The sequence below is a fragment of the uncultured Aquimarina sp. genome (assembly GCF_947496855.1).
Lineage (GTDB): Bacteria > Bacteroidota > Bacteroidia > Flavobacteriales > Flavobacteriaceae > Aquimarina.
Genome location: NZ_CANMED010000003.1, coordinates 154,904 through 180,694 on the forward strand (window position 1 = coordinate 154,904; position 25,791 = coordinate 180,694).

The following is a 25,791-nucleotide window of genomic DNA, read 5'->3' on the forward strand; positions in this document are numbered from 1 at the left end:
TCAGATTAGTTTGTTTCGTTTTTTTAGGAATACCTGTAATGCTTCACCTATATGTTCTTGTAATTGAAATAGATGGTAACTGATATCATTGGCTAAGAGTGTGTTTTTGGTATTCTTAATCATTTCTTCCAGTGCGATGAGATATTCTTTTTTCGCAGTTTTCGCATCTATTTTGAGTTTTGCTCCTGTCTCTAGATCTTCGAATGTTATAGTTCCTTTGTAATCAAATTCCAACTCGTTTTTTCCCATAAGATGTAGCACTACTACTTCATTTTTAGGAGTTTTTAACCTCTTAATAAAAGCAGTCAGCTCTTCATTATGCTCATACAAATCTGTTACAAAAAAAATGAGCTCTTTATGATTGCGATCGTGAAGACTTTTTGAAGCATCCGGATTTTCTGGCCACTTTCCTTTATTCTCTATATTGGTCAACTCTAGTAAAAAACGATTATAGTGCTGTTTCTGAATTTTAGGATATACATTATACAACTGCTGTTCGTTTAATGCAAAAAGACCTATTGCATCCCCTTGATTTTGGGATAAGTATCCTAAAGAAGCTATCAGTATTCTGGCATAATCCATTTTGGACAGTTTATCTTCTTTATGAAGCATCGATTTACTGGCATCTAAAATAAACTTAATAGAAATATTTGTTTCGACCTCAGATTGCTTAATGTAATACCTACCGGATCTAGCTAGCATTTTCCAATCGAGTAATCGCAAGTCATCTCCAGGTTCATAATTACGAAATTGAGTAAACTCCATTCCCGAACCTACATTATAGCTATGGTTTAATCCAGACAAATATCCATCAACAATCACACGCGCAATGAGTGATAATCCTGATATAGTTTTAATAAGTTCAGGTTTTAGTAATTGGTGATAATCTTGTCTCACTTGATTTGTTCTATTGCTTTACTTACCTACCTCAATGGCTTTTAATAGATGGTGCGTAACATCATCAGAAGTGATTCCTTCTGATTCTGCTCTAAAATTTACAATAACTCTATGGCGCAATACGGGTTTAGCTACATACTGTAAATCATCTAATGTTACTGCTAAACGTCCTTGTGCCAATGCACGAGCCTTAGCTGTTAATATCAATGCTTGTCCAGCACGTGGTCCAGCTCCCCAATTCACCCATTCCTTTACATAAGTATTAGTCGTAGTTTCTGGTCTGGTAGCTCTAATAACTTTACTTACATAAGTGATTAGATCATCACTGATAGGAACTTCTCTAACTAACTGTTGCAACCTGATAATATCTTCTCCAGAAATTACTTTATACAAGGTTTCCTTTTTTACACCTGTCGTATTCTTTAGAATCATTGTTTCTTCTGATTCAGTAGGATATCCTATTTTGATATATAAAAGAAATCGATCCTGCTGCGCTTCAGGAAGTGCAAAGGTTCCTGATTGCTCAATAGGGTTTTGAGTCGCCAGTATAAAAAATGGTCTGTCTAATTGGTATGTTTTTCCTGAATAAGTAACTTCAAACTCCTGCATTGCTTCTAACAGCGCTGCCTGGGTTTTTGGTGGCGTACGATTGATCTCATCTGCCAATATGATATTAGAAAAAATTGGTCCTTTATTAAATTTAAAAAACTTCTTCCCCGTACTATAATCTTCTTCTAATATCTCAGTGCCTATAATATCCGAAGGCATTAAATCTGGCGTAAATTGTATTCTCTTAAAGTTTAAGTCAATGGCTTGTGCCAAAGTTCTAATCATTAAGGTTTTTGCTAAGCCCGGAACTCCTTCTAATAAGGCGTGTCCGCCCGCAAGAAAAGTGATTAATAACTGTTCAATAGTTTCCTCCTGCCCAGTAATCACCTTACCAATCTCTTTCCTTAACTTCTGAAGCTTCTCGGTAAGAACAGTTACTTCTTCTTCTATGTTTACTAACTCTTTATCCATTTAGCTATATCTTTTATGATGTTAACGCATACATAACAATGTTAACACCAAATCGGGTATTGTCTATTTTATACCATCGTTTATTTCTAAAATCATAATCCCACTCACAACCATAGTCTTTATTACTAAATAAAACACCAATTCTACCATTAACCTGAATCGCCTTTAAGTAGTCATGAACAATATCATCTCCCCATCCATTTAATTCTTGTGAGGTAGTTGGAGGACCATCTTCAAACTCAAAAAATATTTTATAAATCTCGTGATTATTAGGGATCTTTTTCAATGCTTCTGAACCAAAAATAGCTGACATCTGGCGCTCAAATGATTTGGAAAACAATCCATCGATATCGTGATTGCAATCATCTGCAAATACAAAACCACCATTGTTTACATACTTCTTAAAATTCTCTCTTTCTTTTTTGGTAAACTGCACCAATTTATGACCAGAGATATAACAAAATGGGCTTTTGAATATCTCATCACTACTCAAAGAGATAATTCTTTCTTGGGTATCTACTTTTAGGGTAGTATACTCCACCAGAGAATTTAACAGATTAGAAGGCATTCTTTGGTCTACATCCCAATCTCCAGATTCGTATTGTAATCGTGTAAAGAAAAATTTATTGCTCAATATGGTGTGTTGTTTTGATCTTTGTCGGATTTATTGCGAAATAATATATGAAGAACCTGCTGTTCATTTTGATTTTTTTATTCAAAATTCGTCGATTCGAGTGCTTCGACTGAAAGAAGAAGTGTATCGAGAATAGGATTTTGGATCAAAAAAGCTATTCTCGATACAATTTTCCTCCATTTTATTCTAGAAAATTACTCGAATTGACACTTTTCTTTAACATTTCTTTCATAATGCACAGCGGGTACATAAATAAAAACTGGTTATAATGAACTAATCAAAATAACCAGTAATATTATGAACTACTTCTTATACCGCATCTGATAAACTAGTAAAGGTAAAGTCTCTTATTTTCATATAAGGCACTAGATTGCCATCGATTCTTACTTGTTTACCTAGCGTTTCCAGATTATTAAGCATAATGATCGGACTTTCGTTAAATCTGAAATTCTTCACTGGATGCTTTATTTTTCCGTTTTCTATATAGAAAGTTCCATCTCTAGTAAGTCCTGTGTACAATAAGGTTTGAGGGTCTACGGTTCTAATGTACCATAATCGAGTTACTAGAATACCTTTTTTCGTTCCTTTAATAAGGTCGTCTAATGAGGCATCCCCTCCTTGCATAATAAATCCATTAGGAAAAGGAACAGGATCTACTCCTTTTTTCTCTGCCCAATAACGGCCATATGCCAAATTTTTCACAACTCCATTTTCTATCCAACTTGTCTTTTTCAGCGGTTGTCCTGAACCGTTCCATGTACCTGTAGGAACTTCGGGGTTTAATGGATCTGACCAGATATTTACGCGTTCATCAACAATCTTCTCTCCCATTTTGGTTCCTCCGCCTTCTTTAGACATAAAGCTACGTCCTTCATCCGCTGTACGTGCATTAAATGCAAATGCCATATTACCTAAAAGGCCTACAGAAGCTGCCGGTTCTAGAATTACCGTGTATTTACCTGGTTCTATTGCCTTTGCTTCTTTAGACATTACCGCTTTATCTATTGCAACCGTAGAAGCTTCTACCGCATTAAATTTACTGACATCATTAAAATCTCTAGTTACCCAACCAGATCCGGTACCATCATTACTACGCATGGTTACTGTAAAACTAGCATCGGTTGCCTGATTGTAGGCAAATAAACCACTAGAGTTCATCATTGCGCTAAAACCTGTAGAGTCGTTAAAAAATCCCGCAGCTGTAACATCCTTAGCTGCTGCTGGTTCAATACTACTGTTAGCAACTTCCGCACGATACTCTGGTGTTATCTTAGCTGTTTTATCTACATAGGTAATGGATTCATCATATCTCTGTGGACCCAAGGGAGCCATAAATTCTGGGTTCTCTGGAGAAAGTTTTGCCAACTCTTCAGCTCTTTTTACCACTTTTTTCAATGACTCATCATCGAATTCATCAATCGTAGCCGTACCCGATTTTTTTCCAAAATTAGATTGTACAACCAAGGTTTGATTCGATCTGTGTCCTGCTGTAGACACTGTATTTCTAGCATAACGGATATTACCGCTTTCGCTTCCGCTTAAATTTACTTCACAAGCATCTGCAGTAGAAAAGCTCAATGCCTTTTCCATAATCTGCTTTGCTTCTTCTTTAGAATATATTGCCATGATATTTTTTATTTGTAAATAAGACTGTGATTTAAATTTTTCTACCTGTGTTGATCACATTTACACCATTAAAACGTGTGGTAGAACTTCCATGAGATACAGCACTTACTTGCGAAGGCTGTCCTTTACCATCAAAGAATGACCCGAACATTCGGTAATCATCTTTGTCACATATCTTAGCACAAGAATTCCAGAACTCTTGTGTATTAGATTGATACGCTACATCATCTAGCATACCTACAATTTTTCCATTTTTGATTTCAAAAAATACAGTTCCACCAAATTGGAAATTATATCGTTGTTGATCTATAGAATATGAACCTCTACCAGCTATGTAGATTCCTTTTTCTACGTCTTTGATCATATCATCTATAGAATACTTCTCTTTTCCTGGTTCTAATGATACATTAGGCATACGCTGAAACTGTACATCGTTCCAACTCTGAGAATAACAACATCCGTGAGATTCATTTTGATCTATCATATGAACCTGATCGCGTATTGCCTGATAATTGGTTAGTACTCCATTACGAACTAAATCCCATTTTTTGGTTTGCACTCCTTCATCATCATACCCTACAGCTCCTAAGGAACCTACTTGGGTTTTATCGGCAACAAGATTTACAATATCACTACCGTATTTAAAGTTTTTAGTTTTCCATTTATCTAATGTAGCAAAACTTGTTCCTGCATAATTAGCTTCGTATCCTAAGACTCTATCTAATTCTAATGGGTGTCCTACAGATTCGTGAATGGTAAGACCTAAATGATTAGGTTCTAATACCAAATCGTATTTACCTGCTTCCACAGATTTTGCCGTTAGCCTTGCCTTAGCTTGCTTAGCAGCTATAGTAGCATCTTCTATGATATCATAACTTCCACGATATAGATTGAGCCCTTCAGGGCCTTTTAGCTTTTCTGAAGCTAATCCATCCATATACTCATACCCCATTCCCATCGGAGCACTCATTGCTTGGCGTGATTTAAATTTACCAGTACCTTTATCAATTGCGGTAACTGTAAATGTTGGCCAGATACGATGTACATCCTGATCAATATATGATCCATCGGTAGATGCAAAATATTTCTGCTCATTTACCATAAAGAGTCCAGAATTCACATAATTAGCTCCATTCTCTAATGCAGCGGCATTTGCAGATAATAATAGATCTACTTTTTCTGAAACCGGTACATCCTTAAAATCCTTTTTAATTGGAGTTTTCCAAGATACTTCTCCGTGGGATTTTACTGGAGCCAGTTTTACTTCTTCTTTTTGAAATTTGGAATTTGCTTTTGCAATTGCTACTGCTTGATCTGTAGCTTTCTTAATTCCGTCTTCGGTAACACTATTGGTAGATGCGAATCCCCAAGTACCCTTAACAATAACTCGAATTCCGATACCAAATGATTCGGTATTTACCACATTTTGTACTTTATCTTCTCTAGTAAATACATATTGGTTTAAATACCTACCAATTCGAGCATCAGCATAAGTTGCTCCTAATGATTTTGCAGTATTAAGCGCCACATCTGCCATTTTTTTCTTGATGGCCACATCCATTCCCGGATTAAGCAATGCTTCTGCGGGAATGTCATTTCCCAGGAGTAGCGAAGGCATCATCAAAGCGCCTGCTCCTAATCCTGTGTATTGAATAAAATCTCTACGTTTCATAAACCTCTTTTTTGATTGAGTGAATATTAAAATAAGTCTGATGAATTTTTTCTTGTAAAAACACTTTAATTAATCAATTATCCGAAGATCTTCTTAAAGTTTTGTTACAAGACTAACTTCCGTTAGCTTTAAATGTAGAAAAATTAAATCAAAGTACCATACCTTAGTGAATCTTCACCATTGGATTTTAAGCGTAGGATTCCGCAAAATTCCTAACCTGAGGTCATTCTCGTAAAACACTAACAAACAATATGTTAAAATCAATTTTTTAATTATATTATTATTATAAAATCAAACAAAATAACACCAAAAAATTATAAAAACATCGCTTGCTTAAATTTTTGTTAAAGTTTTCTACCATTCTTTAATAAATACTCAAAAACACGGTTAAAACTTAATTCCATGATATTAGGAGTGAAAATTTGTAAAACATCATTTGTAGAGTTACGTTTAGAATCAAATAAAGATTATATAGAAATTCATTAAACTTATTTGTAATTTAATCTTCTAAATTTCCCTGAATTATATGAAAGAATTGTTGAGCTTAATTTCCAAATGTGATATCTGCAAGGCAAAATTAGAATTGGGCCCACGACCAATAGTCTCCGCACATGCAAATAGCAAAATAGTGATCATAGGACAAGCGCCAGGAAGCATTGTCCATAAATCCGGAATTCCATGGGATGATAAAAGCGGACAGAATTTAAGAGCTTGGATGGGAATTGATAATGACATTTTTTATAATCCCGAAATAATCGCCTTGATCCCTATGGGGTTTTGCTATCCAGGAAGAGGAAAGTCTGGAGATTTGCCCCCTACAAAGGAGTGTGCACCTTTGTGGCATCAACAATTATTAAGCAAGATAAAAGATATAGAACTTATCATACTAATAGGTAATTATGCACAACAATATTATTTAGGAAATCGACTTAAAAGAACACTTACAGAATCTGTAAAAAATTACACCGAATATTTACCTGATTATTTCGTATTACCCCACCCTTCTCCTAGAAACAATATCTGGCAAGCAAAAAATGAATGGTTTAAAGAAGAAGTCATTCCTAAATTGCAAGATAGTGTCCGATCTATTATCAGAAGATCTTATTAAAATCAAATTTTTGTGATCCTATATTTCAGTTAAAAATCGTTATGATTTAATAAAATACAGTTAACGATTCTTTTAACTGCAACAGTGATTATAATCATTAGTTTAACTACTGATTAATATTTTTTTATTTTCTTGATAATTCCTGTTGGATTTCTTTTTCAAAAAAAAGATTAACAGATTAAAAAATAATTCATTTAATTCGTTAAAAAATTGAAGTAATGGTAATATTTACTAGAAAAAATTATATTTGATTAAAATCAGTATAACTAACATTTATATTTCTATCAACTTATGTCATAGATAAGCAGAGTTAAATGTTAATTTTTTTTTTATATTTACCCCAAAAGTGTTTAGATAACTATTAAATAGTTTAATCTTAATTTAAAGTATCGGTAGTTTTAATTAAACATTTTTACGTTTATAATAAATATTGAGTTATGGAATTAATGGAGAAAGCACGTGAGTTTGAGAGTAGAAGTATGAGCAATATGTCCACTAGTGATAGAGTTGAAGCATCTAGAGAAGCTAAAGACATCGTTTTGAGTCTTAATGAAATCTACAAACAAAGTAAGGATCCTGAAATCATGGAAATGATGAAGATCATTACTGCTAAAAAACAAAAAATAGAAAAAAGACTTAAGGGTAGACCTGAAGTTTAAAAAAGTTTATTAATAGATAGACAAAACACCGTCTATCTATTAAGTATAAAAACATATTCGTTTCTTTTTAATCAGGAATCGTAAAGTAAAAGGTTGTTCCCTTTCCTTCATCTGATTCCAACCATATTTCGCCACTGTGAGATTCTACGATTTTCTTACAGTGAGCTAAACCTATCCCTGTACCCGGATATTTTTCCCTGGAATGTAATCTTTGGAAAATATCGAATATTCTTTTTTTGTGGATTTCGGGGATTCCTATTCCATTATCTTTTATAGAGAATTCCCAGTACTTTTTAGATTCATCATCTGTTCTTCTTTTCTGAACTGCATCAACATAAATTTCGGGAATTCTGTTTTCATCTGTAAATTTAATTCCATTACTCACCAAGTTTTGTAATAGTAACCGTAACTCTATCTGGTTACCTTTTACAATGGGCAGATGATCAGACTGCAGTTTTGAGTTTGTTCTTTCCAGTATATTTTTAAAATCTCTTTTTAATTCATTAAAGATTTGGTTCATATCGACATCAGAAAAGTCTTTAGTTCTTCCTAGTCTAGAGTACTCTAATAATGAATCAATAAGTTTCTTCATTCGTATACTTGCATCTTTAATGAAGTCAAGGCTTTCTTTTCCTACTTCATCAAAACTATCGCCATAATCTTCTGCTATCAATCCTATAAAACTAGATATCGTATTTAATGGTTCTTGTAAATCATGACTTGCTATATATGCAAATTGTTCTAATTCTTTATTTTTAGATTCTAAGATTAGTGACTGCTCGTATATCTCCTTATTCTTATGTTTCAGCACTGCACTAAGCCTTTTTTTGTTCAGATAGCTTCTATAAATAAAGAAACCTCCTGTAAGCACGAGTACGATTAAAGCTATAAGAGACCAATTTATTTTTTTCTGATCATCTATTTCCGTTAGCTGTTCTTCGAGAATTGCCTTCTGATCTTTAATTTGATCCTTTTGCTGATCTAAGAATTCCTGTTGTTTTTTTATTTCTTCTGAACTAACTTTGATCTTTTCTTCCTGGATTTTAATAAATGTTAGCTGTTCTTGAATGTTCTTTTCTAATTCTTTTTCTATCAGCAGTTTTTCTTCATATTTCTTTTCCTGTATTTTACTTTCACTTGATAGTTCTTCTATCCATTTATTTCGATCACTGATACCCTCCTTTATAGTATCAATTGCCTTTTTCTGATTAATTATCCTTTCCTCTTGTTTCTTAATTCGTTCTTCCTTATTTTTTATAGTTGCTTTTTGTTCTTCATTTTTATCCAGTGCTTTTTCTAAGGAATTTTCTGTGGATTTAAATAAGTCTATCCATTTTTGGGAAGAAGTTATTGCATACTGCTTTAATGAAGGTGCTATTACAAAATCTTCATTCTTAATTCTATCTTCATTAATTTCATATTCAAAAGAATTGCCAACATTAACCATATTGACCATGGAAGTATTATAGTTATAATCTTCAGTAACCAGTAGAATATTTTTTTCTGAAATTTTACCTAGAATATAATTAATATCGTAATTATACTTATTGTTAACATATAGTAATTGTATATCCTTGATATTTTTCACAAATTGAAAACGAATAATTTCTACAGGTTTTCCAAAAACAGTGCGTTTTTGAGCCATTGATTTTAGATCTATAATTGTACGATCTGGGCCAAGAACTCCAATTTTAAAAGTATCTGTTTGATCTATATTAGGCCACCCTACTTGTTGGGAAAAATTATAAATAAATATTGCGCGCTGAACTCTTTTCACCTCTTCGGTACTAGTATCTTGCCCCAAAATAATTCCTGAACTAAACAAAGTAGAAAATATAAGTAACGTAATTAAAACACACGACCTATAACATCGTTTATGCAAAGATTTATAATCATAATTTATCATAATCGTAACAATAATCGAAGGTAATAATTAGCTCCATTTACTCCGAATTGCTGAACCCTTCTACTATAAACAAAATTACCGTTACTGGTATTTTCAGAATGTGTATGCTTATCAGGAAATACATTAAAAATATTATTCCCTCCTAAAGTACATTTTACGTAATCATTAATCTGATATGAAATGGCCAAATCCGTTGTTAACTTAGGAGAAAAGGTTTGATCGCGAGATTCAATTATTCCTGTAAATTCATTTAACATCCAATTAGCCTGATTTCCATCGTCTGGATGAATAAATTGTACTTCACCAAATAGGGTATTCACTATCTGTAAGCGAAATTTATCAAACTCATAAGATACTAAAGAATTTATTTTGTAATTAGGTTGAGCAGATTCTACTCTAGCTATCTCTTCTCTATTAAATAATACATCTTCCTGCCCTACAAGAGAAGGTGAAACTTTAATGCGTCCTTTTATCCTAGTATTTGTTACATTAGCTCCTAATGTGGCATCCAATTTCCCTGTCCCAATAGTGGTTTTATAAACCAGAGCTATATCGGCTCCTGATGTTCTAGAATCAATAGCGTTTGTAAAAAACTGTGCTGCCCCTACTCCAAAAGGTTCTAAAATCGTTTCATATCCTTCATCGAATCTACCAGAAAGTACAATTCTATCATCTATATTGATTGAATAATAATCAAATGTAAATGTGAAATTTTCATTTAGTTTCCCACTTACTCCTGCACTAAAATGCTTTGATAATTCTGGTTTCAATTTTTCTATACCAAAACCTTCTGAACCAGTAGCAACTGCGCTTTCGTTATTAAAAGTACCTACTTGAACACTTTCTCCATTAATAAACTGTGTGCTTATATTCTGAAAGAATACCTGATGAAGTGATGGTGCTCTAAAACCTGTAGAAAAACCTGCTCTAACACTAATATTATCATTAACTCTATATCTACTCGACAGTTTCCAGATAGCTTGACCTCCAAAATCATTATACGCCTCATATCTTCCAGCGGCCTTTACTAATAGTTTTTCCGACACATTGGTTTCTATATCTAAATATGCTGAACTATTAGTTCTAAAACGGTTTAACTCATTTTCTGGTTGAAAACCTGGAAAAACTTGTGCTCCAGCTTCTCTAGGAAGTTCATCACCAAGCTCATTAATATAGGTACTACCTCCATCAATATATGAAGCTTCTTCACCGGCTATAATCTGATAATTTTCTACTCTAAGCTCAGCTCCAAATGCAATATGTACACCATTAAGCCAATCAAAATTTTTAGAAATATCTAGATTGGTTGTATTTTGTTGGTATTCAAAACCTCCTGCATAAAAGGTTCTGGGAGAAGCTACTCCTAATGAAGCATTATTAGAGTTATTAACTGTATAGTCCAAACTATTAATACCAATAGAATGGCTAAAATCTACATCCCATCCATTCTTAACTCCTCTAATTCCTCCTGCAACCACATCATCCTGGATATCAGTTAATATTTGAGGAGAGAAACCGTTAGGAAATAGTTCAGGTACAACTCTATCTTGGTTTTTTGGAAAACGATAAAAACCAGCAGCCATACCTTCTCTGTAATTTCTTCCTCCTTGAAGATAAAACGTTGCTTTTTCAGACATTTTGATTTCGCCATTAAAAGCTAAAGCCAGATTTTGTGTTTCAGCACTTCCAATTTCCATAACTCTGCGGCCGGAATATCCTGTCTGATTAAAAAAATTGTTTTCTTGAATCAATTGCTCATCTTCTACCAAATCATCTGTATAAATTGTACCTGTATAATCTCCTGCCCTATTTACTGATTCTCGATCTCTATATTCCGCAGTTACATTTATATATCCTTCTTTTCCTATTTTTAGTCCAAAATTAGCAGCAGAATATGTGGTAAATCCATCACCTTCTGTAGTAATACCTACTCTATTATCAATACTAATAACTTCTGTTTGCTTCTTTAGAATGATATTAATTACTCCTGCAATAGCATCAGATCCGTATTGAGAAGTTGCTCCATCTCTTAATATCTCTATACGTTCTATAGAAGCAATTGGTATAGCATTAAAATCGGTTCCTACAGTACCTCTACCAACAGTACCATTTACATTAAGCAAAGAACTATTATGTCTTCTTTTTCCATTAACCAAAACCAAAATTTGATCTGGCCCTAGACCTCTTAGTGTAGCAGGATCGATATGATCTGTACCATCTGCAATTGTTTGATGTGTAGAATGAAAAGAAGGAACCAGATAATGCAGAATATGACTTAATTCTATCTGCGAAGAATTTGTAATTTCCTGTGGAGAAATTATATCTACTGGGGCGGTCGTTTTAAGAAGAGATCGTGGCTTTGCTCTGGAACCAAGAGAGATTGGCTGATCCATAGAAAACCCAGTTTCTAATATAAAATCTAACTGAGCCGTTTCACCTACTTTAACCAGTATTGTTTTGGAAACCGAATTATACATAACAAATCCAGCTATAATTACATACTCTCCTTCATCGACATCAAAAGTATAATTACCATTAACATCTGTTGTAGTATCCTGGTTAGTTCCTTCAAGACTAACTCTCGCTCCTGGTAAACTGCCAAATTGATCAGAAACATTCCCTGAAATAATAGCTCTTGATTGAGAAGAAGCTATTTGACAAAAACCAAAAAATAGTACATAGGCGATACAGGATGTAAACTGCAATCTAACCATAAGGGGTAATTTTAAATTTATTTCTTATTAAAAATGTTTGTGTGTGTATCTAAATGATTATAGCAATATAAATAATAAAAAACCAAAAAAAAATCTTAAAAGAGGTATTCTTTTATAAATAAATCAAAGAACTGGATTTATCCCATTAAAGTTAATTCTTTAGTAAAGTATTCCTCATTAAAACATTCCATTACTATAGTATCCATAACAACTCTAGAAAGCATTTTCCCTTTAAAACCTTTAACTTCTGGGATAGAGTCTGCTACAGCTTTATCTTCTGCCGGTAATATCGAACCAAGCATTAAAAAGATATTTGTTTTTCTAAATGTACTTTCTAATTTCTGAAATTCAGATAAAAACTCCCAACCATTCATTATAGGCATATTGATATCTAAAAAAATTATTTCAGGGATCACTCCAGATTTAATAATCTCTAAAGCTTCCAAACCATTTTTAGCAACTAATATTTCATCAGCATAACCTGTTTTAGAAAGTATTGTTTTATTAAAAAAAATAGTGGCTTCACTATCATCAACCAAAAGTACTTTTGTTATTGTTTTCATATAAAAGGGGTTCTTAAAAAGTGTTTTTCTATTACATTATTTAACAATGGGAATGATAATGGTTTACTAATAAGATCTTCCACTAAAGAATTCGCTTTAGAGTTTTCTATGTCTTTGAGGTCAGAAGAAGTTGTTAATATTATTACTTTGATGTCTTCAATAATATTACGGTTTAACTTTGAATATTCTGTTAAAAATTCCCAGCCATTCATAGCTGGCATATTAAGGTCTAAAAAAATTAAATTTGGCTTTAATTCAATTCCCTTTTCTACGTTTACTAAATACTTTAAAGCATCTTTTCCACTTTGTTTTACTTGTATATTGTCAAAACTGTTATGTTTTGACAACACCTTACTGTTATAAAAGTTGGTGGGTCTATCGTCATCTATTAGCAAAACGCAATTAACTAACGTACTCATAATATATTTTTTGTTGGTATTCCCCAAAAAAAACACATCACAGTAAAAAAGTAATAGTAATCTATAATTTTAGCTACTCACTTTACGGTTAAACGCAAAAAAGGCCGATAAAGTGTATTTTGTTTATGAAGAAGTAAGTTTTTACAGCTTTTTTAAGTGTAAAAGTTAAACAAAATGAGTTTGTTAATTTCTAGTTTAGAGATTCATCGAAATATTTAGATACAATTTCCAAAACAATTTCTTTGGTTAACATTTTTTCTCTAAATTCAGTTACTTGAGGAAAAGATTTTAGCATCTTTTCTTCTTCCTCGCTTAATTTAGCTCCTATCATTACTATGATTTTTGAGTTTTTATCAGTAGCCGATAGTTGATTGTGCTGTTCTAAAAATTCCCAACCATTCATCACTGGCATATTTAGATCTAAAAATATTATTTCAGGAATCGTATCAGATTGTAGATATTGCATAGCACTACTACCATTAGTAGCTATAAGCACTTCTTCTACACAGTCTGTTTTTTGGATAATGGTTTTATTAAAAAAATTAGTTGAATTACTATCATCAACAAGAAGAAAACGCTTTAACCTATCCATTTTGAAAAATATACCTTATTAAACCTTGTACTCCAGTAATTCTACAAATTACTTAAAATACTTGTTGAAAATGTTTTTCAATAACATTATCCAGCAAATCTAGTGATAATGGTTTATTTATAAAATCATCTACAGAATGATTTTTTATTGATTCATTAACGTCATCCGGGTTAGAGGACGTGGATAATAAAATTACTTTAATGCCTTCTGTAGTATTCTTATTCAACTTAGCAAATTCTACCAAAAACTCCCATCCGTTCATTGCTGGCATATTAATATCCAGAAAAATAAGATTTGGTTTTATTGCTACCTGATTTTCCACTTTAGCAAGATAATCCAGTGCAGCTTTCCCACTATGTACTGTATTTATGTTATCAAAACTATTGTGTCTGGTTACTACTCTTTCATTAAAGAAATTTGTGGCCTTATCATCATCGATTAAAAGGACACAGGGGATTGATTTCTCCATAAAGTTTTTCCAATTACAGTCAAAAAAACTAAACTTATTTGACATAGACACCATAAAATCAGACTTTCCGAAGTAGTTTTCGTTCAAAAACCTAATTTAAACGACAAAACAACCTTAAATGTTTTACCGTATCGGTATTACGGCATTAAAGTCTTAAAAATTCTCTTCAACCAAAATTGACAATCGTTTAACAAAGTTCTATTAAAAATAAATGTACATTTGAAACTAGTTGGACAATAATTTGTCAATAACATTTGTAAGGGATTTATGCTTGACAAAATAAAAAATAGGTGCAAAGCCACCACATTACATTATTCAATATTTAAAAATACTACTGACATTCCATTTAATGAATGGAATAGTATAAATAGAGAAAATAATCTTTTTCTTACATTGGATTATCTCAATACGCTAGAAAATACATTATCAGAAACTATTGGATTTAGATATATCGTATTTTATGATAAAAATGAACCAGTCAGTATCGCCGTAACTCAGCTTATTACATTTAACACAGAAGATCTAAAATTTCAGGAATTTCCATGTAGAATTAGCGATGCTATCAAAAATACGTTCATTAAAAGTATGGATGTTAGAGTATTGGTCTGTGGAAATCTATTTTCTTGTGGAGAACACGGTTTTCTATATTCTGATAAAATTAGTGCAAAGGAAGCTTTTGAAAATTTATCTGATGCATTACGAGAAATCAGAAAAACTGAAAGATCTGATAAACCCTCTTTTATTTTACTAAAAGAATTCTGGCCAACATCTTTTCATCAAAGTGATTATATTAAAGATCAGAAATTTAGAGAATTTAGGATTGACGTAAATATGGTCTTGAAAGTAGAGCCCAACTGGAATGATTTTGAAGATTACTTAAGTAGTATGAAGACCAAGTTTAGAACCAGAGCAAAAAAGGTTTTCAAAAAATCTTCAGATATAATAGTTAAAGATTTTACTCCTGAAGATATAGATAATTATAAAGACGCAATTAACAAGTTGTACCTATCAGTATTAGACAAAGCTGATTTTAAAATAGGAAAATTAGATGCTATTACATTCAGAAAACTAAAAAAAAGAGTCAAGAATTCATTTGTTTTCAAGGCATATTTCCTAGATGACAAGCTAGTTGGCTTCACCACTTCTTTTATTTTAAATCATGTTGTAGAAGCAAATCATATTGGAATCGATTATGCATATAACAAATCACACGATATTTATCAAAGAATGCTATATGACTACGTTGACCTGGCTATTGAGAAGAACGTTACTGAGCTAAGGTTGGGTAGAACTGCAGAGATTATTAAAAGTTCTGTAGGTGCCAAGCCTGTAGAAATGAAACTTTATGTTCGACACGGTAATTCTATCTCCAATAAACTTTTAAAACCTTTGGTCGAATTTATTTCTCCCAGTGAGTACGAAGTACGGAATCCGTTTAAACTTCAATTAGGCTAGGCATGGATTCATTAACCCAAATTGTTTTAGGCGCAGCTGTTGGAGAAGCAGCCATAGGAAAAAAAGTTGGTAATAAGGCAATGCTTTGGGGAGCCATTGCAGGAACAATTCCGGATCTAGATGTAATGGCTAAGTTGTTTTTTGATAATGTTACTGCTAATGAATTGCACAGAGGATTTTCTCATTCTATATTGTTTAGCATTATTATGGCTCCTATCCTCGGATGGTTGGTTGCTAAATTATATAAAAATAAAGAAGCTAATTGGAAAGATTGGACAAAATTGATGTTTCTTGGATTATTTACACATCCAATTCTGGACGCATTTACTACTTGGGGAACACAATTATTCTGGCCTCTGAATCATAAGGTAGCTTTTAATAATATTTTTGTAGTGGATCCTTTGTATACAGTCCCTTTTTTGATCTTTCTCATTATTACGATGTTTTACAAGAGAACACACCCGAAAAGAAGAAAATTTAATAATCTCGGATTATATTGCAGTAGTATTTACCTGCTAATCACACTTTTTCTTCAACGATCTGCAGAATTCAATTTTACGATCAATTTAGAGAATCAACATGTACAATACAATGAAATACAAACGCGTCCTACTCCACTTAATAGTATTTTATGGACCGCTAATATAGAAACCAAAGACTCTTTTCTTATCGGTTATTATTCATTTCTCGATGAACCGGATATCATTGACTTTGCTGAGTTTCCTAAAAACCATCATTTATTAGGGGATCTAAAAGATGACCCGTTAATTCCACGTCTGATCAAATTAACTGAAGGTTGGTATACTATCGAAAAGGATGATGATAAAACTTATTTTAATGATCTTAGGTTTGGTCAACTAGAAATGGGTGCAGATACTAGTCGTTTTGTATTCAGTTATGAGCTATATTATGATACTAAAGGCGAATTAAAAGCAAAAGAAAGAGAGCGCGTTATCGGGGATGCTACTCCAATGCTTAAAAAGCTTTTCGCAAGAGTACTTGGAAATAAATCATAAAAAAGGCTCGAAATATCGAACCCTTTTTACCTGTACTATTATTTTCTTTTAGGCAAATTGACAAATCACCCCTCCCATTAAAGCTAAACATACAGTCCAATATCCAACATTAACAGCGATATATTTAAAGCCTTTTCTTTCGAACATTGCATTGGTTCCCAAAACAGGTAATACAAAAAATATTCCTGTCAATGCCCCATGGAAAACTCCGTGTTTAAAAGTTCTAAAATTTGTACCATACTTGTTAATAAAATCTTGTGCATACTGATAAGTCTCAGTTCCCTCAACCATTAGATCAGGGTCATTCATAAGAGTTGAAAAAAAACCAAACTGATGTATAACTAATATATTAACCATAGTAGCTAACATAAAACTAAAAACATAGGAAACAATAAAAATAACAGCCATATTACCTCCTTTTAAATCCTCTGTAGTAAAACCACAAGCGTTCATCCAAACGGTACCAAAAACCTTTGGATTGTACCATATAAATCCTAATATCATAGGAATAAGTGCTGCAACCGCAGCAATCAATAAATTAAATTCCATATTGGTCTGTTTTTTAAGTTGTTACCCAAATATAACCAAAATCAATTTCATGAAATTCTACCAAACTAAATAAGCCAAGCGAAAAGAGAAAATTAATAAAATTACTCCAGTAATTTTAAAAAAAATGTTTAGTCTAAACCTTGAGATAAATTTTTTAAATTTTCCTGAAAGAAACACCTTTGATAAATCTGTAATAAAAACACCTACTAAAACAGCTATTAGAAATAGTAAAAGGGATGCAGTATCATTATATTTTTGTTGCCCATATTTAAATACTCCTATCCAAACTATAAATACAAATGGGTTGAAAAAATTTATACTAAAACCTTTTATAAAAAAAACGTTCCATTTTTTGGAAACCACAGATAAATCCTTGGTAATTACTGCATTTTTAAATAGATAATTAATTCCCAATCCAAAGAGGATACAGCTTCCGATAATACCAACCCAGAATTGATTTTGTGTTGCTATCATAAAAGAAGAAAGTCCATAGTAACACAATACAACACAGATGATATCACTAACTATGATTCCTAAAGCGACAGACACACCCGCTTTTATTCCGTATTGAAAACTACTATTTAATAATAAAAAAAACACTGGACCAACAAATATGATCATCGCTATTCCAATAAAAAAGCCTTCAATAAATGACATATATTAAAATCGTTCAATAACAAACAGGATTATGTATGTTTTGTAAATATAGCTATAATCGTCTGCTTTTTTTACCAACTTTTTAAGAATATAGAAGCATAAAATATGTTATTTGCGATCACAATAATACTCTTCTGATGCCTTTTTGCAAACCTTTCTAAATAGTAAGCTCACCCTTTAATTGAAAAAATCACAAAAAATACCGCTTTAGCCAAACATATTTTAAAATATTCTTAACAAACATTCACGATAAATATAAATACTTATATTTATCCACCAATTGAATGGTTTATTTATGAGTGCACATTATAAAGTAAAAATAAATAAGGATTTTGAAACTACGATATCCGAAGATGCTATTTTGCAAACCGATGTTATTAAAACTTCTAACTCAAAATTTCATATTATTGAGGGTAATCAATCTTATCATACAGAAATAATAAAATCTGATTTTAATGATAAAAAATATACCGTCAAAGTCAATTCCAATACCTACGAAGTAGCCATATCTAACCCTTTGGATATGATGATTTCTGAAATGGGTTTTTCTATTGGAGCTTCAAAACAAGTAAATTCTATAAAATCTCCAATGCCAGGTCTTATTATAGATATTCAGGTAACTGTTGGTCAAACGGTAAAAGAAGATGATTACTTATTAGTTTTGGAAGCCATGAAAATGGAAAACATCATTACTTCACCAAGAGAAGGAATTATTAAATCCATTTCAGTTTCAAAAGGAGATGCCGTCGATAAAGGAAAATTATTAATCGAATTCGAATAAAATCTTATCCCAGATAAAATCAAAAGACATATCATAATTTCTAGTATACTATGAAAAAAATATTAGTTGCCAATAGAGGAGAAATTGCCATTAGAGTTATGCAAACAGCTCATAAAATGGGGATTAAAACTGTTGCTATCTATTCTACAGTAGACAGAAATGCTCCGCACGTAAAATTTGCTGATGAAGCTGTTTGTGTAGGTGAAGCTCCTTCTAGCGAATCTTATTTATTAGGATCTAAAATTATTAAAATTGCCAAAGAATTAAATGTTGATGCCATACACCCTGGCTATGGCTTCTTAAGTGAAAATGCAGAATTTGCTGAGGAAGTAGAAAAAAACAATCTCGTATTTATTGGCCCAAAATCTAAAGCGATTAAAGTCATGGGTAGTAAATTAGCTGCCAAAGAAGCTGTAAAAGCATATGACATTCCTATGGTTCCAGGAATAGACGAAGCGATAACCGATGTTGTCAAAGCAAAAAAAATTGCTCAAGAAATTGGTTTTCCTATTTTAATAAAAGCCTCTGCAGGTGGCGGTGGAAAAGGAATGCGCGTAGTAGAAAAAGAAAGTGATCTGGAATCCCAGATGCAGCGCGCCATTAGTGAAGCTATTTCTGCTTTTGGAGATGGGTCTGTATTTATTGAAAAGTATGTGGCTTCTCCAAGACATATCGAGATTCAAGTAATGGCAGATACTCATGGTAATGTTATTCACCTTTTTGAAAGAGAATGTAGCGTACAGCGAAGACATCAAAAGGTTGTAGAAGAAGCTCCCTCTGCTGTGTTAACACCTTCATTGCGATCTGAAATGGGAGAAGCAGCCGTAAAAGTTGCGAAAGCATGTGATTATGTCGGTGCAGGAACCGTAGAGTTTTTATTAGATGAAAATCATAATTTCTACTTTTTGGAAATGAATACTCGTCTGCAAGTAGAACATCCCGTAACCGAATTGATTACAGGAACTGATTTGGTAGAACTCCAGATAAAAGTAGCAAGAGGCGAAAAACTTTCTATTAAACAAGAAGAGCTAAAGATCAAAGGACATGCATTAGAATTAAGAGTATATGCAGAAGATCCACTAAATAATTTCTTACCTAGTGTAGGACATTTAGATACATATAAAATACCATTTGGTAATGGTATTAGAGTAGATAACGGTTTTGAAGAAGGAATGGATATACCGATTTATTATGATCCTATGCTATCAAAATTAATTACTTATGGAAAAACTCGAGAAGAAGCGATCCAGTTAATGATAAAAGCTATTGATAACTACATTGTAGAAGGAGTGCAAACTACTTTATCTTTTGGAAAGTTTGTATGTGAACACGAAGCTTTTAGAACTGGTAATTTTGACACGCATTTTGTTAAAAAGCATTATACTCCTAAAGTATTAAAATCCGAAATGGAAACTGAAGCCAGAATCGCTGCATTAATTGCATTGAAACAATATCAAGAAGATCAACAAACACTAAGAATACCAACGTACTAGTATATGAATCCAAAAATAAAAGCTCTACAAGAAAAAATAGATCAAGCGTATTTAGGTGGTGGTAAACAGCGCATTGAAAAACAACATCAAAAGAAAAAACTAACCGCTCGAGAACGTGTAGCTTATTTTCTAGATGAAGGATCTTTTGAAGAAATAGGTATTCTAGTAACTCATAGAACAACAGATTTCGGAATGGAAAAAGAAATCTATTATGGTGATGGTGTTATTACTGGATATGGAACAGTTAACGGAAGGTTAGTATATATTTTCGCACAAGATTTTACTGTTTTTGGAGGTGCATTATCAGAAACTCATGCAGAGAAAATTTGTAAAGTAATGGATCTTGCCGTTAATGTTGGTGCGCCCATTATTGGATTAAATGATTCCGGTGGAGCCAGAATACAAGAAGGGGTACGGTCACTAGGCGGGTACGCAGATATTTTTCATAAAAATGTTCAAGCCTCGGGTGTCATCCCTCAGATTTCTGCCATTATGGGACCTTGCGCTGGTGGAGCTGTTTATTCTCCGGCTATCACAGATTTTACTATTATGGTAGAAGACACTAGTTATATGTTTGTAACTGGACCGAATGTTGTTAAAACCGTTACTAATGAAGAAGTAACGTCAGAAGAGTTAGGAGGAGCAAGTACACATTCATCTAAATCAGGAGTCGCCCATATCACTTCATCTAATGACATTGAATGCCTAGAGGATGTAAAGAAATTACTGAGCTATCTACCACAAAACAATCAGGAAATACCTAAAAGTATATCATATCCATTAACTGATGAAAAAAGAGATGTTCTTTCGGATATTATTCCTGACAACCCCAATAAACCATACGATATGCACGAGGTTATCGGTGGTATAATTGACACTGATTCATTTTATGAGATTCACAAAAACTATGCAGAGAATATTATAGTAGGTTTTGCTAGAATTGGAGGAAGAAGTATTGGTATTGTGGCCAATCAACCGATGTTTTTGGCAGGTGTTCTAGATGTAAACAGTTCTAAAAAAGCAGCTCGTTTTACACGTTTCTGCGATTGTTTTAATATTCCGTTGTTAGTATTAGTAGATGTTCCCGGATTCCTACCAGGTACGGATCAAGAGTGGAATGGAATTATAGTTCACGGTGCTAAATTATTATATGCTTTAAGTGAAGCCACTGTTCCAAAAGTGACAGTGATTACTCGTAAAGCATATGGTGGTGCGTATGATGTAATGAATTCTAAACATATCGGTGCAGATCTTAATTTTGCTTGGCCGACTGCAGAAATTGCAGTGATGGGTGCTAAAGGTGCAAGTGAAATAATTTTCAGAAAAGAGATTAAAGCATCTGATGATCCTGCAGCCAAACTTGCAGAAAAGGAAGCTGAATATGCTGATAAGTTTGCTAATCCATATCGAGCAGCTCAACGTGGCTTTATAGACGAAGTTATCTTACCAGAAGATACCCGAAGAAAACTGATTAAAGGATTTAGCATGTTGGAAAAGAAAAAAATTGATAGACCTAAACGAAAACATGGTAATATTCCATTATAATTGAGTTCATCAAACATTGAAAACTTTTCACATTAGGATGCAACATGTTTCTGAAATGTAAAAGTAATAACTTAAAAATATACATAAAACCCAGATATAAGAATCATAAATCTGGGTTTTAAAATGTTTAATAACTCTTTCTTAATTTATGCACAAAGCGACAAACTACCATCATTGCATAACTGTCCTTCCAGCACATCATAGGTAAAATAAAAATTCTCAATACAAACAAATCTAGTCCCAGAATGGCCTCCATTAATGGATTTTTAATCTAATTCACTTAACGTTTTTCCAATTTCTTTTAGGTTTTTCATAAGAGTAAATTTTATTAAAATAATTTAGGCCTTGATCATTTAAAAATATTCAAGGATTATGTCTTCGCTTTATAGACAATACTATCTCCGAAGTAAGCTCACTAAGGTATACTACAGAGGTGCCCCCTAAAAACATGCTGATTAACGTTACTTTAGTAGTGCATTTTAATATGTAGAACTCTAATAAAAATAAAGTGTTATGGCAATGCATTTTATCATAAAATAATCGAGTCAGTTTATATTAATGGAATAGGCATTCTTAAAATTAAAGCTTTTTAGTATCTTGTGAACTGTATACAATGTATATAAAATTAGTAGCCCCAATGAATAACAAACAACTCACCAAATTTGCAATCTATGCTATTGCCGTACTCTGCGCGGCTCTTATTAATGAATTTGTTATTAAATATGTAAAGAAACATATTCACGAACAAGGATATCTATTGGTAGCTATAGATATGCTAATCGTGATTTTAATTTTTGCACCAGCTTTTGCTCTTGTTTCTAAATACACTAAGAAATTATCTAAAGTTTACCTAAAGACATCAAAAAAAGTCTCTAGCAGTAAAAATGGAAATCTATTAGGGTTTATTGTTGCGATCATTATCCTTTTTATCCTTTTCGCATATACAAGACATAATATCAATGTAGTTCAAGACCTTAAAACGATGATCCCTTAATTAAAGGACATCCTTACACAATACCACCCTTCCTTGAAAAGAAGATAACTTAAAAAAGTATTTCCTTAGAAGAGAAATTATATGATGAACCATAGTAAAGTTCAATTATATTTCTCCTAAACATCACATATTGTAATTCCTTCTTTTAGTGCTTTCAAACTATCATCATAAGTTGGAATAAATTCCTGAGCTACATATCCTGTAAATCCATTCGCTACAATGGCTTTCATAATAGCAGGATAATTCAATTCTTGAGTAGCATTAATCTCATTTCTTCCGGGAACACCGCCTGTATGGTAATGAGTAATGTAACTATTATATTTATTAATGGTAGCTATAATATCCCCCTCCATAATTTGCATATGGTAAATATCATATAGTAATTTAAAACTATCAGACCCTATCTTATCCACTAATTGGACTCCCCAAGGAGTATGATCACATTGATAATCTTTATGATCTACTTTACTATTAAGTAATTCCATGATTAAAGAAACATTATTCTTTTCTGCATGTTTAACTAAAGGTTCTAATCCTTTAGCACAATTTTCCAATCCTTGAGCATTAGAAATACCATTTCGGTTACCAGAAAAAACAATAACCTGCTTTATTCCGGAACTAGATGCTTGAGAAATTAGATTTTGATATTTAGTTTGTAACTCTGAGTGATTTTCTTGATCATTAAACCCATTCGTAATACTGGCAAAAGTATCTGTTGCCAAAGAGCAGCTTAAACCTTGTTTGGCAACGATTTCCCATTCTTCTGGTTTTAATAGGTCTATTGCTTTAATTCCTATATCTTTTGATTTTCTTGCAAATTCATCCAAGGGAATGTTCTGATAACACCACCTGCATACAGAATGATTGATATTACCTTTTAATGTATCTTGAAATGTATTCGAAATACTTTCAGCTGCTGATTGGGCTATCACTGTACTTCCTAAACCTATCGCACCGATACCTAGAGATAAATTTTTAATGGCTTTTCTTCGATCTACTTTTGACATAGCACTCTTCTTATTTTTTAATGAATTACTAATTTAATTAATGATTTGTTAATTGTATTGTTAAAACACAAACAAACTTCTTATATTAGAACCAGAATTTGATAATTACGAATTTTACAGCTATAAATTATAACAAGTTTTAGCGACAATACCTTTCTTCCAGAACAAGAAGAAAAACAGACAAACAAAAACTACTATCAGAGCTTACTAATAGTGCCTTAAAGCCTATTAGAAACAAGTTGTATTAATTAATAGAATAAGACGAAAAATTTCTCGTCTACATCGACTATAAATTGTCTGTAAACATCAACACATATGGAACAAGAACCTCAATATGACGCAATTGTCGTAGGAACGGGAATTAGTGGCGGCTGGGCTGCCAAAGAACTTTGTGAAAAAGGGCTTAAAACATTGGTATTAGAACGCGGACGTATGGTCACTCATATTGATGATTATACTACTGCTAATGATGATCCTTGGGATTATGACCTAAAAGGCGAACCGTCTAAAGAAGAAATTGCAGAACAACCTAAACAACATCGTACTGGTTATGTCACCGACAAAGCACATCGCCATTTCTTTGTCAATGACTTAAAGCATCCTTATAACGAAACAAAACGTTTTGATTGGATTAGAGGATACCACGTAGGTGGTCGTTCTCTTATGTGGGGAAGACAAAGTTATAGATTATGTGATTTTGATTTTGAGGCTAATAAAAAAGAAGGAATAGCTGTGGATTGGCCTGTAAGATATAAAGACATTGCTCCCTGGTATGACAAAGTAGAAGATTTTATTGGTGTTAGTGGAGAAAAGCTAGGTTTAGAGCAATTACCTGACGGACAATTTTTACCTCCTATGGAATTAAATTGTGTGGAAGATCATTTAAAAAAGAATATAGCTCAAAACTACAAGGATCGACTCCTTACAATTGGTAGAACTGCTCATATTACTGGAACCAAAACCTTCGAGGGAAGAATGAATTGCCAATATCGTAATCGCTGCATGAGAGGTTGCCCTTTTGGAGCATATTTCAGTAGCAACTCCTCTACCCTTCCGGCTGCGGAAAGAACCGGCAATATGACACTTAGAGCTAATTCTATTGTTAATCAAGTACTATATGATGACAAAACAGGAAAAGCTACTGGGGTAGAAGTAATTGACACATTAACCAAAGAAAAAACACAATTCACTGCTAAAGTAATATTCTTATGTGCTTCTGCGATAGCATCTGCAAGTATATTAATGCAATCAAAATCAGAGCGTTTTCCTAATGGAATGGGGAACGATTCTGGAGAATTAGGGCATAATATTATGGATCATCATTTTAAAGCTGGTGCCTTTGCCAAACATGATGGGTTTACGGATAAATATTTTAAAGGACGAAGACCGAACGGCATATATATTCCTCGTTTTAGAAATATAGGAGGTGATACTGATCAAGATAATTTTAACCGTGGATATGGATATCAAGGAGGTGCTAGCCGTTCCAATTGGGAAGAAACTATTGCAGAATTAGGATATGGAGCAGAATTAAAAGAAAAGATTTTAGAACCTGGAGGATGGAGAGTGGGGCTCATGGGATTTGGAGAATGTCTGCCTTACCACGAAAATAAAATGACACTGGATTACAATAAACCGGATGAATGGGGACTACCAACAGTAACTTTTGATGCAGAATTTAAAAAAAATGAGCTAGAAATGCGTAAAGATATGATCAAGGAAGCAATGAACATGCTAAAACAAGCTGGTTTTAATGATGTTCAACCTTGGGATGATATTGGAGCTCCTGGTTTAGGAATTCATGAAATGGGTACTGCTAGAATGGGTAAAGATCCTAAAACCTCCGTACTTAATGGTAATAACCAAATACATGCTGTACCTAATGTATATGTTACAGATGGAGCTTTTATGACCTCAGCGAGTTGTGTAAACCCTTCATTAACCTATATGGCTTTTACTGCCAGAGCTGCAGAACACGCTGCAAAACAACTACAAAAAAACGCTTAATCTCCATA

At 32.9% G+C, this 25,791-nt stretch carries 23 protein-coding genes; 9 read left to right on the forward strand and 14 right to left on the reverse strand.

Annotated elements, in window-relative coordinates; all coding sequences use genetic code 11:
- The 5 genes from Q0921_RS10175 to Q0921_RS10195 all read right to left on the reverse strand — a co-directional run bounded on the left by Q0921_RS10175 (position 1) and on the right by Q0921_RS10195 (position 5,849).
- Positions 1-897 carry a DUF58 domain-containing protein gene (locus Q0921_RS10175; RefSeq protein ID WP_299256402.1) on the reverse strand — a complete coding sequence of 299 codons (897 nt, stop codon included), beginning with the start codon at positions 895-897 and terminating at the stop codon, positions 1-3.
- Positions 898-915: 18 nt separating this feature from the next.
- Positions 916-1,917, reverse strand: coding sequence for a MoxR family ATPase (locus Q0921_RS10180; RefSeq protein WP_299256404.1), 1,002 nt, complete (start codon positions 1,915-1,917; stop codon positions 916-918).
- Between the two features lie 13 nt (positions 1,918-1,930).
- On the reverse strand, positions 1,931-2,551 hold the full coding sequence (locus Q0921_RS10185) for a DUF4159 domain-containing protein (RefSeq protein WP_299256405.1): 621 nt from the start codon (positions 2,549-2,551) through the stop codon (positions 1,931-1,933).
- A 309-nt stretch (positions 2,552-2,860) separates the two neighbouring features.
- On the reverse strand, positions 2,861-4,177 hold the full coding sequence (locus Q0921_RS10190) for a TldD/PmbA family protein (protein ID WP_299256406.1): 1,317 nt from the start codon (positions 4,175-4,177) through the stop codon (positions 2,861-2,863).
- A gap of 31 nt (positions 4,178-4,208) precedes the next feature.
- Positions 4,209-5,849 carry a TldD/PmbA family protein gene (locus tag Q0921_RS10195; RefSeq protein ID WP_299256407.1) on the reverse strand — a complete coding sequence of 547 codons (1,641 nt, stop codon included), beginning with the start codon at positions 5,847-5,849 and terminating at the stop codon, positions 4,209-4,211.
- A 526-nt stretch (positions 5,850-6,375) separates the two neighbouring features.
- Here Q0921_RS10195 and Q0921_RS10200 point away from each other — a divergent pair.
- Both Q0921_RS10200 and Q0921_RS10205 read left to right on the forward strand, forming a co-directional pair.
- A complete protein-coding gene (locus Q0921_RS10200) occupies positions 6,376-6,957 on the forward strand; it encodes a uracil-DNA glycosylase family protein (protein WP_299256409.1) in 582 nt (193 codons plus the stop codon).
- Positions 6,958-7,394: 437 nt separating this feature from the next.
- Entirely contained in the window at positions 7,395-7,616 is a 222-nt protein-coding gene (locus Q0921_RS10205; protein WP_299256411.1) for a hypothetical protein, read from the forward strand.
- Between the two features lie 67 nt (positions 7,617-7,683).
- Here Q0921_RS10205 and Q0921_RS10210 read toward each other — a convergent pair whose 3' ends face one another.
- The 6 genes from Q0921_RS10210 to Q0921_RS10235 form a co-directional block, all read right to left on the reverse strand.
- On the reverse strand, positions 7,684-9,441 hold the full coding sequence (locus Q0921_RS10210; RefSeq protein ID WP_299256413.1) for a YfiR/HmsC family protein: 1,758 nt from the start codon (positions 9,439-9,441) through the stop codon (positions 7,684-7,686).
- Positions 9,442-9,518: 77 nt separating this feature from the next.
- Positions 9,519-12,236 carry a TonB-dependent receptor gene (locus Q0921_RS10215; RefSeq protein ID WP_299256415.1) on the reverse strand — a complete coding sequence of 906 codons (2,718 nt, stop codon included), beginning with the start codon at positions 12,234-12,236 and terminating at the stop codon, positions 9,519-9,521.
- A gap of 137 nt (positions 12,237-12,373) precedes the next feature.
- The gene (locus tag Q0921_RS10220) at positions 12,374-12,799 is read right to left on the reverse strand and encodes a response regulator (protein WP_299256417.1); all 426 of its coding nucleotides are present in this window, start codon (positions 12,797-12,799) and stop codon (positions 12,374-12,376) included.
- The gene (locus tag Q0921_RS10225; RefSeq protein ID WP_299256419.1) at positions 12,796-13,218 is read right to left on the reverse strand and encodes a response regulator; all 423 of its coding nucleotides are present in this window, start codon (positions 13,216-13,218) and stop codon (positions 12,796-12,798) included. Before Q0921_RS10225 ends, Q0921_RS10220 begins: the two co-directional genes overlap by 4 nt.
- A 190-nt stretch (positions 13,219-13,408) precedes the next feature.
- On the reverse strand, positions 13,409-13,810 hold the full coding sequence (locus Q0921_RS10230; protein ID WP_299256421.1) for a response regulator: 402 nt from the start codon (positions 13,808-13,810) through the stop codon (positions 13,409-13,411).
- Positions 13,811-13,862: 52 nt separating this feature from the next.
- Positions 13,863-14,366 carry a response regulator gene (locus Q0921_RS10235; RefSeq protein ID WP_299256423.1) on the reverse strand — a complete coding sequence of 168 codons (504 nt, stop codon included), beginning with the start codon at positions 14,364-14,366 and terminating at the stop codon, positions 13,863-13,865.
- 180 nt (positions 14,367-14,546) lie between these two features.
- Here Q0921_RS10235 and Q0921_RS10240 point away from each other — a divergent pair, with 180 nt between their 5' ends.
- Both Q0921_RS10240 and Q0921_RS10245 read left to right on the forward strand, forming a co-directional pair.
- Positions 14,547-15,734, forward strand: coding sequence for a hypothetical protein (locus Q0921_RS10240; protein ID WP_299256425.1), 1,188 nt, complete (start codon positions 14,547-14,549; stop codon positions 15,732-15,734).
- 2 nt (positions 15,735-15,736) lie between these two features.
- On the forward strand, positions 15,737-16,750 hold the full coding sequence (locus Q0921_RS10245; protein ID WP_299256427.1) for a metal-dependent hydrolase: 1,014 nt from the start codon (positions 15,737-15,739) through the stop codon (positions 16,748-16,750).
- Between the two features lie 48 nt (positions 16,751-16,798).
- Here the strand turns inward: Q0921_RS10245 and Q0921_RS10250 are convergent, their stop codons facing one another.
- Positions 16,799-17,299, reverse strand: a complete 501-nt coding sequence (locus Q0921_RS10250; protein WP_299256429.1) for a DUF1761 domain-containing protein — start codon at positions 17,297-17,299, stop codon at positions 16,799-16,801.
- Positions 17,300-17,356: 57 nt separating this feature from the next.
- A complete protein-coding gene (locus tag Q0921_RS10255) occupies positions 17,357-17,956 on the reverse strand; it encodes a LysE family transporter (RefSeq protein WP_299256431.1) in 600 nt (199 codons plus the stop codon).
- A 295-nt stretch (positions 17,957-18,251) separates the two neighbouring features.
- Between Q0921_RS10255 and Q0921_RS10260 the strand changes: the two genes are divergently transcribed.
- The 4 genes from Q0921_RS10260 to Q0921_RS10275 all read left to right on the forward strand — a co-directional run bounded on the left by Q0921_RS10260 (position 18,252) and on the right by Q0921_RS10275 (position 22,769).
- Positions 18,252-18,737 carry an acetyl-CoA carboxylase biotin carboxyl carrier protein subunit gene (locus Q0921_RS10260; protein ID WP_299256433.1) on the forward strand — a complete coding sequence of 162 codons (486 nt, stop codon included), beginning with the start codon at positions 18,252-18,254 and terminating at the stop codon, positions 18,735-18,737.
- A 50-nt stretch (positions 18,738-18,787) separates the two neighbouring features.
- Positions 18,788-20,230, forward strand: coding sequence for an acetyl-CoA carboxylase biotin carboxylase subunit (gene accC, locus Q0921_RS10265; RefSeq protein ID WP_299256435.1), 1,443 nt, complete (start codon positions 18,788-18,790; stop codon positions 20,228-20,230).
- A gap of 3 nt (positions 20,231-20,233) precedes the next feature.
- Positions 20,234-21,775 carry an acyl-CoA carboxylase subunit beta gene (locus Q0921_RS10270; protein WP_299256437.1) on the forward strand — a complete coding sequence of 514 codons (1,542 nt, stop codon included), beginning with the start codon at positions 20,234-20,236 and terminating at the stop codon, positions 21,773-21,775.
- 637 nt (positions 21,776-22,412) lie between these two features.
- Positions 22,413-22,769 carry a hypothetical protein gene (locus Q0921_RS10275; RefSeq protein ID WP_299256439.1) on the forward strand — a complete coding sequence of 119 codons (357 nt, stop codon included), beginning with the start codon at positions 22,413-22,415 and terminating at the stop codon, positions 22,767-22,769.
- 116 nt (positions 22,770-22,885) lie between these two features.
- On the opposite strand, the gene Q0921_RS10280 is transcribed toward Q0921_RS10275, so the two are convergent.
- Complete coding sequence (locus Q0921_RS10280; protein WP_299256440.1) at positions 22,886-23,776, reverse strand: TIM barrel protein; 891 nt, start codon at positions 23,774-23,776, stop codon at positions 22,886-22,888.
- Positions 23,777-24,091: 315 nt separating this feature from the next.
- On the opposite strand from Q0921_RS10280, the gene Q0921_RS10285 reads away from it, so the two are divergent.
- Positions 24,092-25,783 carry a GMC family oxidoreductase gene (locus Q0921_RS10285; protein ID WP_299256442.1) on the forward strand — a complete coding sequence of 564 codons (1,692 nt, stop codon included), beginning with the start codon at positions 24,092-24,094 and terminating at the stop codon, positions 25,781-25,783.
- Positions 25,784-25,791 lie beyond the last annotated feature (8 nt).

Coding starts and splice junctions, on each gene's coding strand:
- accC (WP_299256435.1), top strand. CDS start 18,788: ATGAAAAAAATATTAGTTGCCAATAGAGGAGAAATTGCCATTAGAGTT.
- Q0921_RS10275 (WP_299256439.1), top strand. CDS start 22,413: ATGAATAACAAACAACTCACCAAATTTGCAATCTATGCTATTGCCGTA.
- Q0921_RS10215 (WP_299256415.1), bottom strand. CDS start 12,236: ATGGTTAGATTGCAGTTTACATCCTGTATCGCCTATGTACTATTTTTT.
- Q0921_RS10220 (WP_299256417.1), bottom strand. CDS start 12,799: ATGAAAACAATAACAAAAGTACTTTTGGTTGATGATAGTGAAGCCACT.
- Q0921_RS10250 (WP_299256429.1), bottom strand. CDS start 17,299: ATGGAATTTAATTTATTGATTGCTGCGGTTGCAGCACTTATTCCTATG.
- Q0921_RS10285 (WP_299256442.1), top strand. CDS start 24,092: ATGGAACAAGAACCTCAATATGACGCAATTGTCGTAGGAACGGGAATT.
- Q0921_RS10200 (WP_299256409.1), top strand. CDS start 6,376: ATGAAAGAATTGTTGAGCTTAATTTCCAAATGTGATATCTGCAAGGCA.
- Q0921_RS10205 (WP_299256411.1), top strand. CDS start 7,395: ATGGAATTAATGGAGAAAGCACGTGAGTTTGAGAGTAGAAGTATGAGC.
- Q0921_RS10245 (WP_299256427.1), top strand. CDS start 15,737: ATGGATTCATTAACCCAAATTGTTTTAGGCGCAGCTGTTGGAGAAGCA.
- Q0921_RS10195 (WP_299256407.1), bottom strand. CDS start 5,849: ATGAAACGTAGAGATTTTATTCAATACACAGGATTAGGAGCAGGCGCT.
- Q0921_RS10180 (WP_299256404.1), bottom strand. CDS start 1,917: ATGGATAAAGAGTTAGTAAACATAGAAGAAGAAGTAACTGTTCTTACC.
- Q0921_RS10260 (WP_299256433.1), top strand. CDS start 18,252: ATGAGTGCACATTATAAAGTAAAAATAAATAAGGATTTTGAAACTACG.
- Q0921_RS10280 (WP_299256440.1), bottom strand. CDS start 23,776: ATGTCAAAAGTAGATCGAAGAAAAGCCATTAAAAATTTATCTCTAGGT.
- Q0921_RS10190 (WP_299256406.1), bottom strand. CDS start 4,177: ATGGCAATATATTCTAAAGAAGAAGCAAAGCAGATTATGGAAAAGGCA.
- Q0921_RS10240 (WP_299256425.1), top strand. CDS start 14,547: ATGCTTGACAAAATAAAAAATAGGTGCAAAGCCACCACATTACATTAT.
- Q0921_RS10255 (WP_299256431.1), bottom strand. CDS start 17,956: ATGTCATTTATTGAAGGCTTTTTTATTGGAATAGCGATGATCATATTT.
- Q0921_RS10270 (WP_299256437.1), top strand. CDS start 20,234: ATGAATCCAAAAATAAAAGCTCTACAAGAAAAAATAGATCAAGCGTAT.
- Q0921_RS10230 (WP_299256421.1), bottom strand. CDS start 13,810: ATGGATAGGTTAAAGCGTTTTCTTCTTGTTGATGATAGTAATTCAACT.
- Q0921_RS10225 (WP_299256419.1), bottom strand. CDS start 13,218: ATGAGTACGTTAGTTAATTGCGTTTTGCTAATAGATGACGATAGACCC.